We start from the raw sequence: 16,766 nt of genomic DNA, 5'->3' as shown, positions 1-16,766 counted from the left end.
TTTATGCATAAAAAAGCCCCGCCTGGGATCACCAGGCGGGGCTTTTTAGTTACCGAGGGAATCAGACGAGTGGTTTAGGCTCGTGCTCTTTTTCTTCGGCTTGTTCGTGTTTCTCTACCGCATCCTGCACGGAGCGTGGCGCTTCGTGGATCACGGATTCAGCTGGCTCGGCAGCGACTTCGGCAACCGGGGCAGGCGCTGCCTCGACGACTTCAGCAACAACCGGTGCTGGTTCTTCAGCGACAACGGCTTCAGCAACCGGAGCAGCAGCGGCAGCCAATTCGGCTTCCTTCTGCAGGCGCTCTTCTTCACGCTTGCGACGACGCACTTCACGTGGATCGTTCGGCGCGCGGCCACTTGGAGTCAGTGCGCTAACCTGAGCGGCTTCGACCACGGGAGCCGCCACTTCGGCGACAACCGGTGCTTCGACCACTGGATCTGGCTCAGCAGCGACAACAACCGGCTCGGAAACCATTGCTTCAGCAACTGGCGCTTCAACGACTGGCGCTGGCGTTTCAGCAACTGCTGGTTCGGCAACCCAGTTGAAGGCGGTTTGTTCTTCGCGAACTTCACGAACAACTTCAGTCACGGTTTCAACTACCGGTTCTGCAACTTCGGCAGGCACTTCGATAACAACAGCTTCAGCAACCGCTTCAACCACTGGCTGAGCTTCTGGCGCTTGGGCCACTTCGATTTCCGGCGAGGCGGTCACTTCTACCGGCGTGGTCGCTTCAACGACTGGCGCTTCAACCGGAGCAGTTTCCAGGGTGGCGGCAGTGGCGCGTTCGGCTTGCTCGTTGGCTTGTGCTTCAGCCGGAGCGCTGATCACGGAGCTGGCAACGGCTGCGGTAACAGCCAGGCCGGCGGCCAGATCGGCAGTGCTTGGCGCTTCAGCGTTTTCGCCGGCTTCGGATTCATCCGAGCCTTCGATCACGTTGCCGTTGGCATCACGCTGACGCTCACGACGGTTGCTGCGACGACGCTGGCCACGGGAGCGACGGCGTGGGCGATCCCCTTCGGCGCCTTCCTGACCGTCATCCTGCAGTTGTTCTTCGTTGGTTGGCAGCTCTTCTTCGGCAACGACGGCGGCAGCTTGCTCGGCACGTGGTTGACGTTCTTCACGCGGTGGGCGTGGAGCGCGTTCTTCACGTGGCTGGCGGGCTGGACGTTCTTCAGTGGTGACAGCAGCGGCAGCGGCGGCCGGAGCGGCATCCAGTGGCTCACGCAGTTCACGTACGCGTTCTTCACGCTCGCCACGTGGCTTGCGATCTTCACGCGGTGCACGCGGTGCACGTTCTTCACGCGGAGCGCGTGGTGCGCGTTCTTCGCGAGCTACCGCCGGGGTTTCTTCGCGGGCTTCGCGTGGCTGACGCTCTTCGCGTGGTTCACGTGGTGCGCGTTCTTCACGCGGTGCACGTTCTTCGCGAGGCTTGCGCTCTTCATCGCGGCGACCGTTACGGTTGCGGCTTTGCTGACGACCGTTGCGACGCTCTTCGTTACGGGCCGGACGCTCGGTAGCCGGTTTTTCAACCACGACCGGAGCGGCCGGCTCTTCCTTGGTAGCGAACAAGCTGACCAGCGACTTCACCAGGCCTTTGAACAGGCTTGGCTCTGGCGCGGCAACCGGAGCAGGGGCCGGAGCGGCAACTTCGGTCGGAACCGGAGCATTGGCGCGGGCCGGTGCAGTCTTGACCGCGGCTTCCTGGCGAACCAGGGTGCGGGTCGCGGCAGCTGGCTGGACTTCTTCCACTTCGGCAGCGGCAGCGGCAATTTCGTAGCTGGACTGGTTGGTGGCGGCTTCCGGGCTGTCATCACGCAGACGCTGAACTTCGAAGTGCGGCGTTTCGAGGTGATCGTTCGGCAGAATGACGATGCGGGCGCGGGTGCGCAGTTCGATCTTGGTGATCGAGTTGCGTTTTTCGTTGAGCAGGAACGCGGCGACCGGGATCGGCACTTGGGCGCGAACTTCGGCGGTGCGGTCTTTCAGGGCTTCTTCTTCGATCAGGCGCAGGATCGCCAGGGACAGCGATTCAACGTCGCGAATGATCCCGGTGCCGCTGCAACGCGGGCAGACGATGCCGCTGCTTTCGCCCAGGGATGGACGCAGGCGCTGACGAGACATTTCCAGCAGGCCGAAGCGCGAAATGCGACCGACTTGCACGCGAGCGCGGTCGGCTTCCAGGCATTCGCGGACTTTTTCTTCCACGGCGCGCTGGTTCTTGGCAGGGGTCATGTCGATGAAGTCGATGACGATCAGGCCGCCAATGTCGCGCAGACGCAACTGACGGGCGATTTCTTCGGCGGCTTCAAGGTTGGTCTGCAGAGCGGTTTCTTCGATATCGCTGCCTTTGGTGGCGCGCGCCGAGTTGATGTCGATGGACACCAGGGCTTCGGTCGGGTCGATAACGATGGAACCGCCGGAAGGCAGTTCGACCACGCGCTGGAAAGCGGTCTCGATCTGGCTTTCGATCTGGAAACGGTTGAACAGCGGAACGCTGTCTTCGTACAGCTTGATCTTGCTGGCGTACTGCGGCATCACCTGGCGAATGAAGGTCAGGGCTTCGTCCTGGGCTTCAACGCTGTCGATCAGCACTTCGCCGATGTCTTGGCGCAGGTAATCGCGGATGGCGCGGATGATAACGTTGCTTTCCTGATAGATCAGGAAAGGCGCGGCGCGATCCAGCGAGGCCTCTTTGATGGCGGTCCAGAGTTGCAGCAGGTAATCGAGGTCCCACTGCATTTCTTCGCTGCTGCGGCCCAGGCCGGCAGTGCGCACGATCAGACCCATGTCGGCCGGGGCAACCAGGCCGTTCAAGGCTTCACGCAGTTCGTTGCGCTCTTCACCTTCGATGCGACGGGAGATACCGCCGGCACGGGGGTTGTTCGGCATCAGAACCAGATAACGACCGGCCAGGCTGATGAAAGTGGTCAGGGCGGCGCCCTTGTTGCCACGTTCTTCTTTCTCGACCTGCACGATGACTTCCTGGCCTTCGCTCAGGACGTCCTTGATGTTGACGCGGCCTTCGGGGGCTTTCTTGAAGTATTCGCGGGAGATTTCTTTGAGGGGCAGGAAGCCGTGGCGCTCGGAGCCGAAATCGACAAAGGCAGCCTCAAGGCTTGGTTCGATGCGAGTAATCCGGCCTTTATAAATGTTGGCCTTCTTCTGCTCGCGTGCACCGGATTCGATGTCCAGGTCGTAGAGGCGCTGGCCATCTACCAGTGCAACACGCAACTCTTCGGGTTGAGTTGCGTTAATCAGCATTCTTTTCATGTAGTACCGTCGGTTTCCGGGCTGCCGGAAACGGCGTTCGGCACACACGACTTCTCATGGTCGGTGTCAGGTGCGTCGGGAGTGGTTGGCCATTTCCCGTGTCCAGCGAAGTCCGGCCAATGTGGGCCTTCATCGCGACGTACGCGTCCTGCTTGCTGTGGCTCTTAAGCACTCAGTCAGGAGGAGGAATCAACCGGCGGCTGTGGACGAGATGAAGCGTCTTGATAAAGCCTATTGCTACACAGTCCAGCGGTTGTGCATCTCCACCCTACACGTATCCCTGATAATTCGGGTGCTGCCGCGCGCAGAATCCGCAGCGGGTTGGCATTTACCGTGAGCTCCGAAAGGGGAGGTCACGCATCATGGCTAATTTAGGCGTTGTTTCCGAAGCGTTCGCTCGGGGTCATTCGCAGCTGACTGCACTTTGTGAACTGGCCGTGAATATGGCTCGCAAAACGAGTGAAAACTCTGCTTTACGGCGTGATTCAGGCCTCATGTCACCTGCGCTCGTTACACCTGCAAACTCCACCGTTACGTAGCGAAAGCCCCGTAGGACGGCCTCGCGTCCTGGTGAATTGCGTTGGTCAGGGCCGGTTTTTGACCGTTGGTCCGCTGTCCAGCCGCTTTTGGCGGCGTTCGCGACTATAGCAGCAATGATTAAGTGCTTCAATTCCATAAAAAATTGTTATCATCCGCGCCATGACGACTACTGCCCCTTCGACCCCAGGCGTACAACTGCTTGAGGTCTCGCCGGAATATGCCGGCCAACGTATTGATAATTTCCTTCTCGCTCGGCTCAAAGGCGTGCCCAAGACCTTGATTTATCGCATTTTGCGCAAAGGCGAAGTGCGGGTGAACAAGGGCCGGATCAAGCCCGAATACAAGCTGCAGGCGGGCGACATCGTGCGCGTGCCGCCGGTTCGCGTGCCTGAGCGGGACGAGCCGGTGCCATTGGCCCAGGGCCTGCTGCAGCGCCTGGAGGCCTCGATTGTCTTCGAAGACAAGGCGCTGCTCGTGATCAACAAGCCTTGCGGTATCGCTGTTCACGGCGGCAGTGGCTTGAATTACGGCGTCATCGAAGCCTTTCGTCAGCTGCGCCCCGACTGCAAGGAGCTAGAACTGGTTCACCGTCTCGACCGTGACACCTCCGGCCTGCTGATGATCGCCAAGAAGCGCAGCATGCTGCGTCACTTGCACACTGCATTGCGCGGCGATGGCGTCGATAAGCGCTATATGGCGCTGGTTCGTGGTAACTGGGCGTCCTCGATCAAGCAGGTTCGCGCGTCGCTCGGCAAGAGCAATCTGCGCTCCGGCGAGCGTATGGTCGAGGTCGACGAGGAGGAGGGCAAGGAGGCTGTGACCGTGTTCAAGGTCCTGCGTCGTTTTGGCGACTTTGCCACCCTGATCGAAGCCAAGCCGATCACCGGCCGCACTCACCAGATTCGTGTTCACACCTTGCACGCCGGGCACTGCATTGCCGGCGACACCAAATACGGCGATGACGATTTCAGTAAGGAAATCCGCGATCTGGGCGGCAAGCGCTTGTTCCTGCACGCCTACATGCTGACCGTGCCGCTGCCGGATGGTGGCGAGCTGAAGCTTCAGGCACCGGTCGATGAGATGTGGGCCAAAACCGTGGAGCGCTTGAGTGCACCCATCTGAATACAAGCTGCTAATTTTCGATTGGGACGGCACGCTGGCCGATTCCATTGGTCGGATTGTCGAGGCAATGCATGTGGCATCCGAGCGATCCGGTTTTCAACTGCGCGATGACTTTGCCGTCAAGGGCATCATCGGGCTGGGTTTACCGGAAGCCATCCGCACGCTGTACCCGGAAATCAGCGATGCCGAGCTGATCGCCTTTCGCGAGCACTACGCCGATCACTACATTGCTTCGGAGGCTGTGCCTTCGCCGTTGTTCGAAGGTGTGGTGGAGTCAATGGAGGCGTTTCGTGCCGAGGGTTATTACCTGGCGGTCGCAACAGGCAAGGCCCGGCGCGGGTTGGATCGGGTGCTGAAGGCGCATGGTTGGGCGCAATATTTCGATATCACCCGCGCCGCCGATGAAACCGCCAGCAAGCCGCATCCGCTGATGCTTGAGCAGATCCTCGCCCATTGCGAGGTTCGTCCGGAGCAGGCGTTGATGGTCGGCGATTCATCCTTCGATTTGCAGATGGCGCGCAATGCCGGTATGGATTCGGTCGCGGTCAGCTACGGCGCTCAATCGATCGACGCACTGAACCTGTTCGAGCCGCGGCTAGCCATTGATCGCTTTTCAGAATTGCATGCCTGGCTGAGTCAGCGGGCTTAATACGTTTTTGCTGGAGTAGAAGGCATGGCCGACGAGTGGAAAGCGCCCGCCAAGGCGAGCGCAGAGAGCGGTGACGAAAAAAGCTGGAAGCTGTTGGAAAAGACGCTGCTGGCCGGTGTGCAAGAACAGCGTCGCTCCCGGCGCTGGGGGATTTTCTTCAAGTTGCTGACCTTTGTGTACCTGTTTGGCGCGCTGTTGCTGTTCACGCCGCTGATGGACATGGAAAAAGCCGCGACCCGCAGTGATAACTACACCGCACTGATCGATATCAACGGCATGATCGCCGACAAGGAGCCGGCCAGCGCTGACAATATCGTCGGCAGCCTGCGCGCGGCTTTTGAAGATAAAAAGGTCAAGGGCGTCATCCTGCGTATCAACAGTCCGGGCGGCAGTCCGGTGCAGTCGGGTTATGTCTATGACGAGATCCGTCGCCTGCGTGGCTTGCACCCTGACATCAAGCTCTATGCGGTGATTTCCGATCTGGGGGCTTCCGGCGCTTATTACATCGCCAGCGCGGCTGATCAGATCTATGCCGACAAGGCGAGCCTGGTGGGCTCCATTGGCGTGACGGCGGCCGGTTACGGTTTTGTCGGCACCATGGAGAAGCTGGGTGTGGAGCGTCGCACCTACACCTCGGGCGAGCACAAGTCGTTCCTTGATCCGTTCCAGCCACAGAAGCCAGAAGAGACTGCCTTCTGGCAAGGCGTGCTCGATACCACGCACAAGCAGTTCATCAATAGCGTCAAGCAGGGCCGTGGCGATCGGTTGAAGGACAAGGAGCATCCGGAGCTGTTCTCCGGGTTGGTCTGGTCGGGTGAGCAAGCGCTGCCGCTGGGGCTGATCGATGGCTTGGGTAATGCCAGTTCGGTTGCGCGAGATGTGATTGGCGAAAAAGAACTGGTGGATTTCACTGTTCAGGAGTCGCCATTTGATCGCTTTTCGAAAAAGCTGGGTGCCAGCGTGGCTGAGCATCTGGCGATGTGGATGGGGTTTAACGGTCCGTCGTTGCGCTAAATCTGCTGGATGGATCAAAAAGATCGCAGCCTTTTGCCAAGGGCTGCGATTTTTTGCTTTCAGGGTATCTGTACGTTTTCCGCGAGCAGCATGTCGGTCAAGCGAATCAGTGGCAGGCCGACGAGGCTGGTGGCGTCAGGGCCTTCGGTGCTTTGAAATAGGCTCACCCCCAAGCCTTCGGCCTTGAAGCTGCCGGCGCAGTCGTAGGGCTGTTCGGCGTGCAGGTAGCGTCCGATGCGTGCAGCGCCCAGCGTGCGCATATGGACGGTGAAGGGCACGCAGTCGACCTGGCAATGGCCAGATTCGCTATTGAACAATGCCAGGCCAGTCAGGAAGGTTACGCTGGCGCCGCTGGAGGCCAGCAGTTGTTCACGGGCGTTTTCGAAGGTGTGGGGTTTGCCGATGATCCTGTCGCCGAGCACGGCGACCTGGTCGGAACCGATGATCAGATGGGCAGGGTGAGTGCCGGCCAGCGCCCGTGCTTTTTCCTCGGCGAGGCGTTTTACCAGATCAACGGCAGACTCGCCCGGACGATGGCTTTCGTCGATATCCGGTGAGCTGCAAGTGAATGGCAGCCGCAGGCGGGCCAGTAATTCCCGGCGATAAGCCGAGCTGGAAGCGAGTAATAAAGGCAGCATGCGCAACTCCAAATGACAGGCACGAATTCTAGCGAGGCTTCCAAGTGACGGACAGGGCTGAATTTCCTTTGACATGGGCGGGTGCATCCCTATAATGCTGCGCCTATGTTGAATGACCCGATTCCACCTCACGTTGACCCGCGCAAATTGGCTGATCGTGGCACCACCCTTCAAGGTGAAATGCTGCTGGCTGATTTGGAGAGACTCTGCGACCCGCTTTCCGACAATGTCGGTACGGTGCAGGCTAAATTCGTTTTTGAACGAGATGAACGTAAATCTGTGGTAATTCACAGCTTTATCGACACTGAAGTCAAAATGGTTTGCCAGCGTTGTCTTGAGCTGGTCACCCTGCCGATCCATAGCGAATGCAGTTATGCTGTGGTGAAGGAGGGTGCGAATACCCAGTCGTTGCCGAAAGGTTATGACGTGCTGGAACTGGGCGAAGATCCATTGGATCTGCAGTCACTGATCGAGGAGGAGCTTCTGCTCGCCTTGCCCATTGTGCCTGCTCATCATCCGGAAGAATGCCAGCAGCCGGCGGGAGCAGATGAGCCCGAACCGAGCGAGGACGAGGTAACGCGGTCCAACCCGTTCAGTGTATTGGCGCAGTTAAAGCGTGACCCAAACGTTTAGGAGTTAATCAATTATGGCTGTTCAGCAGAACAAAAAATCCCGCTCTGCCCGTGACATGCGCCGTTCGCACGACGCTCTCGAGGCTAGCACCCTGTCTGTAGAAAAAACCACCGGTGAAGTTCACCTGCGTCACCACGTATCGCCAGAAGGCGTATACCGTGGCCGTAAAGTGATCGACAAGGGCGCTGACGAGTAATCACTTGTCCGCTCAAGTCATCGCGATTGACGCAATGGGCGGGGACTTCGGTCCCCGCAGCATTGTTCAGGCCAGCGTTGCTTGCCTGTCTGCTACACCCTCGCTGCACCTGACCCTCGTCGGTCACCCCTCCCTCCTTGAAGAATTGATCGCTGGCCAAACGGCTGTGGATCGTGCGCGCCTGACGATTGCTCCGGCGTCCGAAGTCATCACCATGGACGAAAAACCTGCCCAGGCCCTGCGCGGCAAGCCTGACTCCTCAATGCGCGTGGCGCTTGAGCTGTTGCGTGACGGCAAGGTCCAGGCGTGTGTCAGTGCCGGTAATACCGGAGCGCTGATGGCGTTGTCGCGTTTCGTACTCAAGACCTTGCCAGGCATCGATCGGCCAGCCATGGTCGCGGCGATTCCGACGCAGAAAGGCTATTGCCAGTTGCTGGATCTGGGCGCCAATGTCGATTGCAGTGCCGAGCATCTGTTGCAGTTCGCGGTGATGGGGTCGGTTGCAGCGGAAACCCTCGGAATCGTCCGCCCACGCGTGGCGTTGCTGAATATCGGCACCGAAGACATCAAGGGCAATCAGCAGGTCAAGCTGGCTGCAACCTTGTTGCAAAGTGCCCGTGGTATCAACTACATCGGCTTTGTCGAAGGTGATGGTTTGTACCGTGGCGAAGCGGATGTGGTGGTATGTGACGGTTTTGTCGGCAATATCCTGCTCAAGTCCAGCGAAGGCCTGGCCACGATGATTGCCGGGCGTATCGAGGCGTTGTTCAAGAAAAGCCTGCCGTCACGCATGGTCGGCGCATTGGCTTTGCCGCTGATGAAGCGCTTGCAAGCCGACTTGGCGCCGGCGCGGCATAACGGGGCAAGCTTCCTCGGGTTGCAGGGCATTGTGGTGAAAAGCCATGGTTCGGCTGGGGTTCAGGGTTTCCAGAGTGCAATTTCCCGAGCCTTGATCGAGATTCAGGAAAATCTGCCGGAGCGCATTCACGGTCGTCTGGAGGATTTGTTGCTTTAGGCGTTTTCGTCGGACAATGCTTAAATGTGACCGCTCAGTTCAATTGGCCATCCAACTGTCAGTTTCTTGCGTCCCCAAAGCGGGACACTAATTCTTCGACGACAAGATCATTAGGGGCTTGTTACATGTCTGCTTCCCTCGCATTCGTCTTTCCAGGACAGGGTTCGCAGTCCCTCGGCATGCTGGCCGAGTTGGGCGCGCAACATCCGGTTGTCCTCGAAACATTTAAAGAAGCTTCCGAAGCTCTGGGTTACGACCTGTGGGCGCTGACCCAGCAAGGGCCGGAAGAGCTGCTCAATCAAACCGATAAAACCCAGCCGGCCATTCTGACCGCATCGATCGCCCTGTGGCGTCTGTGGCTGGCGGAAGGCGGCGCGCGCCCGGCTTATGTTGCCGGTCACAGCCTGGGTGAATACAGCGCACTGGTTGCCGCTGGCAGTCTGAGCCTGGGCGATGCAGTGAAACTGGTCGAGCGTCGTGGCCAGTTGATGCAGGAAGCCGTTCCGGCCGGGCAGGGCGGCATGGCTGCGATTCTGGGCCTGGACGATGCCGACGTGCTGGCGGCCTGTGCCGAAGCGGCGCAAGGCGAAGTGGTCAGTGCCGTCAACTTCAACTCCCCGGGTCAGGTGGTTATCGCCGGTGCCAAGGCTGCGGTCGAGCGTGCCATCGAAGGCTGCAAGGCGCGTGGCGCCAAGCGTGCCATGCCGTTGCCGGTCAGCGTGCCTTCGCACTGCGAGCTGATGCGTCCGGCAGCCGAGCGTTTCGCCGAATCGATCGCCACGATCGACTGGCAGGCACCGCAGATTCCTGTAGTGCAGAACGTCAGTGCCGCCGTGCCTGCCGATCTGGAAACCCTCAAGCGCGATCTGCTTGAGCAGCTTTACAAGCCTGTACGCTGGGTCGAATCAGTCCAGGCACTGGCGGCCAAGGGCGCGACCAATCTGGTTGAATGCGGCCCGGGCAAAGTGCTGGCCGGTCTGAACAAACGTTGCGCCGAAGGCGTATCGACTTCCAACCTCAATACCCCAGACGCCTTCGCTGCCGCCCGTGCAGCGCAGGCCTGAATCAGGAGAAACTTGCATGAGTCTGCAAGGTAAAGTTGCACTGGTCACCGGTGCAAGCCGTGGCATCGGCCAGGCTATCGCCCTGGAACTGGGTCGTCAGGGCGCCATCGTCGTGGGCACCGCGACTTCCGCTTCGGGCGCTGAGCGCATTGCCGCCACCCTGAAGGAAAACGGTGTTCAGGGCACAGGCCTGGAACTCAATGTCACCAGCGATGAGTCCGTAGCGGCAGTCCTGGCGAGCATTCAGGAGCAGTTCGGTGCGCCGGCGATCCTGGTCAACAATGCCGGCATCACACGCGATAACCTGATGATGCGCATGAAAGACGACGAGTGGCATGATGTTGTCGATACCAACCTGAACAGTCTGTTCCGCCTGTCCAAGGGCGTTTTGCGCGGTATGACCAAAGCCCGTTGGGGACGAATTATCAGTATTGGCTCGGTTGTGGGTGCCATGGGCAACGCAGGCCAAGTAAACTACGCTGCCGCCAAGGCCGGTCTGGAAGGTTTCAGCCGTGCACTGGCGCGTGAAGTCGGTTCGCGTTCGATTACGGTCAACTCGGTGGCCCCAGGGTTCATCGACACCGATATGACCCGCGAACTGCCCGAGGCACAGCGTGAAGCCTTGCAGACGCAGATTCCGCTGGGTCGTCTGGGACAAGCTCAAGAGATCGCGTCTGTGGTCGCTTTTCTTGCCTCTGACGGTGCGGCTTACGTTACTGGGGCTACAATCCCGGTGAACGGCGGGATGTACATGAGTTAAATGTGACGGATTGCTTCAAAAAAATGTCATACGAGCTGTCTAAAATCCGTTATAAAGCTGCAATCTATTTATAGGCAGAGGGTCACCGGGTTTGAGGAGTGAAGCTTTCAGTTGAAAAGCTGAAAAGTCTTTCTATACACTTACCCACTGGCCAGCTGCCTGAATTTGTCCATTAGGAGTGAAAACAAGGTATGAGCACCATCGAAGAGCGCGTCAAGAAAATCGTTGCCGAGCAACTGGGCGTTAAAGAAGAAGAAGTGGTCAACACTGCTTCCTTCGTTGAAGACCTGGGTGCTGACTCCCTTGACACCGTTGAGCTGGTGATGGCTCTGGAAGAGGAATTCGAGACCGAAATCCCTGACGAAGAAGCTGAGAAGATCACTACTGTACAAGCTGCAATCGACTACGTTACTAGCCACCAGGCGTAATAGTTTGTAATCGTTGCTTGCTGTCATGGAAAAACCGCACTGCCATCATGGCGTGCGGTTTTTTCTTTAGGCCTGATGCAAAGTCGTCATTTGAAAAAAGGAGAGTGCTGTGTCGCGTAGACGCGTCGTAGTCACCGGTATGGGTATGTTGTCGCCACTGGGCACGGATGTGCCGAGCAGCTGGCAGGGCATTCTGGCTGGCCGCAGTGGCATTGGTCTGATCGAACACACCGACCTTTCTGCCTATTCCACCCGTTTTGGCGGCTCGGTAAAGGGCTTCAATGTCGAGGAATACCTGTCGCTCAAAGAAGCACGCAAGCTCGACCTGTTCATTCAGTACGGTCTGGCCGCAGGTTTTCAGGCAGTGCGCAATGCCGGTCTGGAAGTCACCGACGCCAACCGTGAGCGCATTGGCGTGGCCATGGGTTCGGGTATTGGTGGACTGACCAATATCGAAGAAACCAGCCGCACCCTGCATGAGACCGGCCCACGACGTATTTCTCCGTTCTTCGTGCCTGGCTCGATCATCAATATGATTTCCGGTTTCCTGTCCATCCACCTGGGTGCACAGGGGCCTAACTATGCCATCGCCACGGCGTGTACCACCGGTACGCACTGCATCGGCATGGCTGCACGCAACATCATGTACGACGAAGCCGACGTGATGATCGCCGGCGGCGCCGAAATGGCGGCCTGTGGCTTGGGCATGGGCGGCTTCGGTGCTTCCCGCGCCTTGTCGACCCGCAACGACGAGCCGACCCGCGCCAGCCGTCCATGGGACAAGGGCCGTGATGGCTTCGTACTGTCCAACGGCGCCGGTGCACTGGTCCTGGAAGAGTTGGAGCACGCCAAGGCCCGCGGCGCGACCATCTACGCCGAACTGATCGGCTTTGGCACCAGCGGTGACGCTTACCACATGACCTCGCCACCCGCCGATGGCGCCGGTGCTGCCCGCTGCATCACCAATGCGCTGCGCGATGCCAAGATCAATGGCGATCAAGTGCAGTACATCAACGCCCACGGCACGTCGACGCCTGCAGGCGACCTCGCGGAAGTCAATGCGATCAAATCGGTGTTTGGCCAGCACGCCTACAACCTGGCCGTCAGTTCGACCAAGTCCATGACCGGTCACCTGCTGGGCGCGGCCGGCGCGGTTGAAGCGATCTTCAGCGTGCTGGCGATCAACAGCCAGGTGGCGCCACCGACCATCAACCTCGATGAGCCGGACGAAGGCTGCGACCTCGATTTCGTGCCGCACACTGCGCGCAACATGGATATCGATGTGGTCCTGTCCAACTCCTTCGGTTTTGGCGGCACCAACGGCTCGCTGGTGTTCCGCCGGTTCGCAGGCTGATGGACTGCTGGGTCGACGGTCAACCGGCTGACGCGCTGTCGCTGAAGGATCGCGGCCTGGCTTACGGCGATGGTCTGTTCGAGACCATCGCTGTCTGCAACGGACAGCCGCTGTTGCTGGACCGACATCTATCGCGTTTGGCGGGTGGTTGTTCGCGATTGCGCATTGCCACCGATCACGAGCTGATTCGGAATGAAGTGTTGGCCTACGCCGCTGCATTGGGTGACGGGGTACTCAAGCTCATCCTCACTCGCGGCGACGGTCTTCGCGGCTATGCAGCTGATCCTGCGGCCCAGGCGCGACGTATTCTGCAAGGCAATCCTCCTGCTGCTTATCCTGCTGTACATAGTGAGCGGGGCATTCGCCTGTTCCCTTGCGCAACTCGGCTCTCCAGCCAACCGCTACTCGCCGGCCTCAAGCACCTCAATCGTCTGGAGCAGGTCATCGCCCGTTCCGAATGGCAAGATTCCGACCATGCCGAGGGCTTGATGCTCGATCATGCTGATCGGGTCATTGAGGGTGTGTTCAGCAACCTGTTCCTGGTGCGCGATGGCGTGTTGATCACGGCCGATCTCACACGCTGCGGTGTGGAAGGCGTGATGCGTGCCGAATTATTGTTTCAAGCCGAGTCACTTGGCATTCCCGTGCAAATCACCGACATCCCTCTGGAACAGCTGCAATCGGCCGATGAGGTCTTTGTCTGCAACAGCGTGTATGGCGTCTGGCCGGTGCATGCCTATGCCGCACTGAGCTGGCCGGTTGGGCCGCTCACCCGTAAACTCCAAACCATTGCCCGCGCGCTACTGGATCTTGATACGTGAGACGTAAACTCTTGCTGCTGCTGGAAACCGGACTGGTTCTGGCAGGGCTGATGTTGGGTGCTTCTGCCTGGAAAATTCATTCGGCACTGGTGCAACCGCTGAATATCACGCAGGAAGAACTGCTGGAGGTGCCGAAGGGCACCACACCGAACCGCACCCTTTTGCGAATGGAAGCCGATGGCGTCATCAAGGACGCGTTCTGGCTGCGCGTCTATTGGCGCTTCAACCTGCCGAAACAGCCGCTGCACAGTGGCGAATACCGCATGACACCCGGCATGACTGTCGAAGGTCTGATCGACCTGTGGAAGCGCGGGGAAATGGTGCAATACAGCCTGACCCTGGTCGAAGGCTGGAATTTCCATCAAGTCCGAGCTGCGCTGGCCAAAGAGGAAAAAATCGAACAGACCCTCAACGGTCTGAGCGATAGCCAGGTCATGGACAAGCTCGGTCATGCCGGGATTTTCCCTGAGGGGCGATTCTTCCCTGACACCTACCGCTTCGTGCGGGGGATGAGTGACGTCGAGCTGTTGAAGACGGCTTACGATCGTCTCGATGAGGTCCTTGCCAAGGAGTGGAATCAGCGTGCAACCGATTTGCCGTATAGCGGACCTTATCAAGCGCTGATAATGGCCTCGCTGGTCGAGAAAGAAACCGGCGTGCCACAGGAGCGCGGGCAGATTGCCGGCGTGTTCGTGCGACGCATGGCGATTGGCATGCTGTTGCAGACCGACCCGACGGTGATCTATGGCCTGGGGGATCGCTACAGCGGCAAGCTGACCCGAGCCCACCTCAAGGAAGCGACCCCTTACAACACTTACATGATTTCCGGCTTGCCGCCGACCCCGATTGCCATGGTCGGCCGCGAAGCCATCCACGCGGCGCTGAATCCGGTGGAGGGCAGTAGTCTTTACTTCGTGGCTCGCGGTGACGGCAGTCATGTGTTCTCCGACGATCTGGATGCCCACAACAACGCTGTGCGAGAGTATCAACTGAAGCGGCGCGCCGATTACCGCTCCAGCCCGGCACCTGTTACTGCGCCGGAAACGCCGCAAGCTCCGGTTGAACAATCTCAGGCTGTGGAACCTCAGGCTGAGCAGGGCCAGGCCCCGATCCCGGCCGCATCACCGGACACCGCTCCCGAGACAGTGCCGCAAGTGCCGCCACAAGAGCCTGAGCCCGAACCAACACCCACACCGGATGCAGCCGCGCCGCAAAACTCGCAATGACTCTGACTAAGGACTGCCTGTGACTGGCTTGTTTATTACGCTGGAAGGCCCGGAAGGCGCCGGTAAAAGCACCAATCGTGAATACCTGGCCGAGTGCTTGCGCGCGGCGGGTATCGAAGTGGTGCTGACCCGCGAACCGGGCGGTACACCGTTGGCCGAGCGCATTCGTGAAGTGCTGCTGGCACCGGTCGATGAGGTTATGAATCCGGACACCGAGTTGCTGCTGGTGTTCGCTGCGCGTGCCCAGCATCTGGCCGAGGTGATTCGCCCGGCGTTGGCCCGTGGTGCGGTGGTCTTGTGTGATCGTTTCACCGATTCGACCTATGCCTATCAGGGGGGCGGCCGCGGTTTGTCGCTGGAGCGTATCGCGGCACTGGAAACCTTTGTGCAGGGCGATCTGCATCCCGACCTGACGCTGATTTTCGATCTGCCGGTAGAAGTCGGCCTGGCCCGCGCCAGTGCCCGCGGACGCCTTGATCGTTTCGAACTGGAAGGCCGGACCTTTTTCGATGCCGTGCGCAGTGCTTTCCTCAAGCGCGCTGCGGCGGAACCGGCGCGATACGTGCTGATCGACGCCGCGCAGCCGCTGGCGCAGGTTCAGCAATCGCTGGATACCTTGTTGCCACGTCTGCTGGAGTTGACCCGTGGCTGAAGCCTATCCGTGGCAGGACAGTCTCTGGCAGCAACTGGCCGGGCGTGCGCAACACGCCCATGCCTATTTGCTGCATGGCCCGGCCGGGATCGGTAAGCGGGCGCTGGCCGAGCGCTTGATGGCCAGCCTGCTGTGCCAGCGTCCAACCGCGCAAAATGCTTGTGGCGAATGCAAATCCTGCCTGCTGCTCAAGGCCGGCAGCCACCCCGATAACTACATCCTGGAGCCTGAAGAGGCCGACAAGGCGATCAAGGTCGATCAGGTTCGGGATCTGGTCAGCTTCGTGGTGCAGACCGCGCAACTGGGCGGGCGCAAAGTGGTGCTGATCGAGCCGGTCGAGTCGATGAACATCAACGCTGCCAACGCCTTGCTCAAAAGTCTGGAAGAGCCGTCCGGCAATACAGTGTTGCTGCTGGTCAGCCACCAGACCAGCCGCCTGTTGCCGACCATCAAGAGTCGTTGCGTGCAACAGGCCTGTCCGCTGCCGAGCGAGGCCATGAGCCTGGCGTGGCTGGCCCAGGCGCTGCCGGACTGCTCGCAGGAGGAGCGTGTCGAGCTTCTGACCTTGGCGGCGGGTTCGCCATTGGCCGCAGTCAATCTGCACGCCCAAGGTGTGCGTGATCAACGCGCGCAGGTGGTCGAAGGCGTGAAGAAGTTGCTCAAGCAGCAGCAATCGCCGACACAGCTGGCGGAAGGCTGGAATGCGATCCCGTTGTTACTGTTGTTTGATTGGTTCTGCGACTGGTCGAGCCTGATCCTGCGCTATCAGCTGACCCAGGACGAAGAGGGGCTCGGATTGACGGACATGCGCAAGGTTATTCAATACCTGGCGCAGAAAACCGCTCAGGACAAAGTCCTGAATATCCAGGACTGGATCCTCGCCCAGCGCCAGAAAGTGTTGAGCAAAGCCAACCTCAATCGGGTGTTGTTGCTGGAGGCCCTGCTGGTGCAATGGGCGTCCTTGCCTACCCAGAGGTGATCGTCTGCGCCTAGACTCTGTTCATCAGCAGTGGAGGTCAGCATGAATGAACCCGTCAGCCCCGGCCCGCGCAACGGCATTTTGTCCCTGACCATCAAGGACAAGTCCGTGCTTTACGCGGCCTACATGCCGTTCATCAAGAACGGCGGCCTGTTTATCCCGACCAACAAGAGCTACAAGTTGGGCGACGAGGTATTCATGCTGCTGCACTTGTTTGACGAGGCGGAAAAGATCCCGGTGGCCGGCAAGGTCACCTGGGTCACCCCCAAAGGCGCCCAGGGTAACCGCGCCGGCGGGGTCGGCGTACAGTTCAACGAAGGCGACAATACCGCGCGCAGTCGAATCGAAACCCATCTGGCCGGAGCGCTTAAGTCCGACCGTCCCACTTATACGATGTAAGTTGC

17 protein-coding genes are annotated in these 16,766 nt (G+C 59.4%); 15 read left to right on the top strand and 2 right to left on the bottom strand.

Going from position 1 to position 16,766, the window contains the following annotated elements:
* Positions 1-61 precede the first annotated feature (61 nt).
* Entirely contained in the window at positions 62-3,271 is a 3,210-nt protein-coding gene (gene rne, locus ACNYC6_RS05820; RefSeq protein ID WP_419711488.1) for a ribonuclease E, read from the bottom strand.
* Positions 3,272-3,970: 699 nt separating this feature from the next.
* Between rne and rluC the strand changes: the two genes are divergently transcribed.
* From rluC to ACNYC6_RS05805, 3 genes are read left to right on the top strand one after another with little or no spacing between them, the layout of a single operon-like run.
* A complete protein-coding gene (gene rluC, locus ACNYC6_RS05815; protein WP_419711487.1) occupies positions 3,971-4,933 on the top strand; it encodes a 23S rRNA pseudouridine(955/2504/2580) synthase RluC in 963 nt (320 codons plus the stop codon).
* A complete protein-coding gene (locus tag ACNYC6_RS05810; RefSeq protein WP_419711486.1) occupies positions 4,920-5,582 on the top strand; it encodes an HAD-IA family hydrolase in 663 nt (220 codons plus the stop codon). The genes rluC and ACNYC6_RS05810 overlap by 14 nt, the downstream gene beginning before the upstream one ends.
* Before the next feature lie 24 nt (positions 5,583-5,606).
* Positions 5,607-6,596 (top strand): S49 family peptidase, encoded by a 990-nt coding sequence (locus ACNYC6_RS05805; protein WP_419711485.1) that lies wholly within the window; start codon positions 5,607-5,609, stop codon positions 6,594-6,596.
* 59 nt (positions 6,597-6,655) lie between these two features.
* Here the strand turns inward: ACNYC6_RS05805 and ACNYC6_RS05800 are convergent, their stop codons facing one another.
* Positions 6,656-7,234, bottom strand: a complete 579-nt coding sequence (locus tag ACNYC6_RS05800; protein ID WP_419711484.1) for a Maf family protein — start codon at positions 7,232-7,234, stop codon at positions 6,656-6,658.
* Positions 7,235-7,339: 105 nt separating this feature from the next.
* Between ACNYC6_RS05800 and ACNYC6_RS05795 the strand changes: the two genes are divergently transcribed.
* From ACNYC6_RS05795 to ACNYC6_RS05740, 12 genes are all read left to right on the top strand, one after another.
* Complete coding sequence (locus ACNYC6_RS05795; protein WP_007942001.1) at positions 7,340-7,867, top strand: YceD family protein; 528 nt, start codon at positions 7,340-7,342, stop codon at positions 7,865-7,867.
* A 13-nt stretch (positions 7,868-7,880) separates the two neighbouring features.
* Positions 7,881-8,063: a 50S ribosomal protein L32 gene (rpmF, locus tag ACNYC6_RS05790; protein WP_003179396.1), complete on the top strand. Its 183-nt coding sequence runs from the start codon at positions 7,881-7,883 to the stop codon at positions 8,061-8,063.
* A gap of 4 nt (positions 8,064-8,067) precedes the next feature.
* The gene (gene plsX, locus ACNYC6_RS05785; RefSeq protein ID WP_419711483.1) at positions 8,068-9,078 is read left to right on the top strand and encodes a phosphate acyltransferase PlsX; all 1,011 of its coding nucleotides are present in this window, start codon (positions 8,068-8,070) and stop codon (positions 9,076-9,078) included.
* Positions 9,079-9,203: 125 nt separating this feature from the next.
* Positions 9,204-10,142, top strand: a complete 939-nt coding sequence (fabD, locus tag ACNYC6_RS05780) for an ACP S-malonyltransferase (protein WP_419711482.1) — start codon at positions 9,204-9,206, stop codon at positions 10,140-10,142.
* Positions 10,143-10,158: 16 nt separating this feature from the next.
* Positions 10,159-10,902 carry a 3-oxoacyl-ACP reductase FabG gene (gene fabG, locus ACNYC6_RS05775; RefSeq protein ID WP_419711481.1) on the top strand — a complete coding sequence of 248 codons (744 nt, stop codon included), beginning with the start codon at positions 10,159-10,161 and terminating at the stop codon, positions 10,900-10,902.
* A gap of 191 nt (positions 10,903-11,093) precedes the next feature.
* A complete protein-coding gene (acpP, locus tag ACNYC6_RS05770) occupies positions 11,094-11,330 on the top strand; it encodes an acyl carrier protein (RefSeq protein ID WP_003175607.1) in 237 nt (78 codons plus the stop codon).
* A gap of 109 nt (positions 11,331-11,439) precedes the next feature.
* Positions 11,440-12,684 (top strand): beta-ketoacyl-ACP synthase II, encoded by a 1,245-nt coding sequence (gene fabF, locus ACNYC6_RS05765; RefSeq protein WP_419711480.1) that lies wholly within the window; start codon positions 11,440-11,442, stop codon positions 12,682-12,684.
* On the top strand, positions 12,684-13,505 hold the full coding sequence (pabC, locus tag ACNYC6_RS05760; protein ID WP_419711479.1) for an aminodeoxychorismate lyase: 822 nt from the start codon (positions 12,684-12,686) through the stop codon (positions 13,503-13,505). Before fabF ends, pabC begins: the two co-directional genes overlap by 1 nt.
* Positions 13,502-14,731 (top strand): endolytic transglycosylase MltG, encoded by a 1,230-nt coding sequence (mltG, locus tag ACNYC6_RS05755; protein WP_419711478.1) that lies wholly within the window; start codon positions 13,502-13,504, stop codon positions 14,729-14,731. Before pabC ends, mltG begins: the two co-directional genes overlap by 4 nt.
* Before the next feature lie 19 nt (positions 14,732-14,750).
* Positions 14,751-15,383 (top strand): dTMP kinase, encoded by a 633-nt coding sequence (gene tmk, locus ACNYC6_RS05750; protein WP_419711477.1) that lies wholly within the window; start codon positions 14,751-14,753, stop codon positions 15,381-15,383.
* A complete protein-coding gene (locus ACNYC6_RS05745; RefSeq protein WP_419711476.1) occupies positions 15,376-16,362 on the top strand; it encodes a DNA polymerase III subunit delta' in 987 nt (328 codons plus the stop codon). The genes tmk and ACNYC6_RS05745 overlap by 8 nt, the downstream gene beginning before the upstream one ends.
* A 42-nt stretch (positions 16,363-16,404) precedes the next feature.
* The gene (locus ACNYC6_RS05740; protein WP_419711475.1) at positions 16,405-16,761 is read left to right on the top strand and encodes a PilZ domain-containing protein; all 357 of its coding nucleotides are present in this window, start codon (positions 16,405-16,407) and stop codon (positions 16,759-16,761) included.
* Positions 16,762-16,766: the final 5 nt, after the last annotated feature.

It is taken from the genome of Pseudomonas sp. NFX224, assembly GCF_048565165.1.
Classification (GTDB): domain Bacteria; phylum Pseudomonadota; class Gammaproteobacteria; order Pseudomonadales; family Pseudomonadaceae; genus Aquipseudomonas.
This window is presented reverse-complemented; position numbering and strand designations above follow the sequence as displayed.

Bases quoted from the DNA above. Each gene is read 5' to 3' on its own strand.
- pabC (WP_419711479.1), top strand. From the start codon at position 12,684: ATGGACTGCTGGGTCGACGGTCAACCGGCTGACGCGCTGTCGCTGAAG.
- acpP (WP_003175607.1), top strand. From the start codon at position 11,094: ATGAGCACCATCGAAGAGCGCGTCAAGAAAATCGTTGCCGAGCAACTG.
- ACNYC6_RS05795 (WP_007942001.1), top strand. From the start codon at position 7,340: ATGTTGAATGACCCGATTCCACCTCACGTTGACCCGCGCAAATTGGCT.
- ACNYC6_RS05800 (WP_419711484.1), bottom strand. From the start codon at position 7,234: ATGCTGCCTTTATTACTCGCTTCCAGCTCGGCTTATCGCCGGGAATTA.
- ACNYC6_RS05740 (WP_419711475.1), top strand. From the start codon at position 16,405: ATGAATGAACCCGTCAGCCCCGGCCCGCGCAACGGCATTTTGTCCCTG.
- ACNYC6_RS05805 (WP_419711485.1), top strand. From the start codon at position 5,607: ATGGCCGACGAGTGGAAAGCGCCCGCCAAGGCGAGCGCAGAGAGCGGT.
- rne (WP_419711488.1), bottom strand. From the start codon at position 3,271: ATGAAAAGAATGCTGATTAACGCAACTCAACCCGAAGAGTTGCGTGTT.
- rpmF (WP_003179396.1), top strand. From the start codon at position 7,881: ATGGCTGTTCAGCAGAACAAAAAATCCCGCTCTGCCCGTGACATGCGC.
- fabD (WP_419711482.1), top strand. From the start codon at position 9,204: ATGTCTGCTTCCCTCGCATTCGTCTTTCCAGGACAGGGTTCGCAGTCC.
- fabG (WP_419711481.1), top strand. From the start codon at position 10,159: ATGAGTCTGCAAGGTAAAGTTGCACTGGTCACCGGTGCAAGCCGTGGC.
- rluC (WP_419711487.1), top strand. From the start codon at position 3,971: ATGACGACTACTGCCCCTTCGACCCCAGGCGTACAACTGCTTGAGGTC.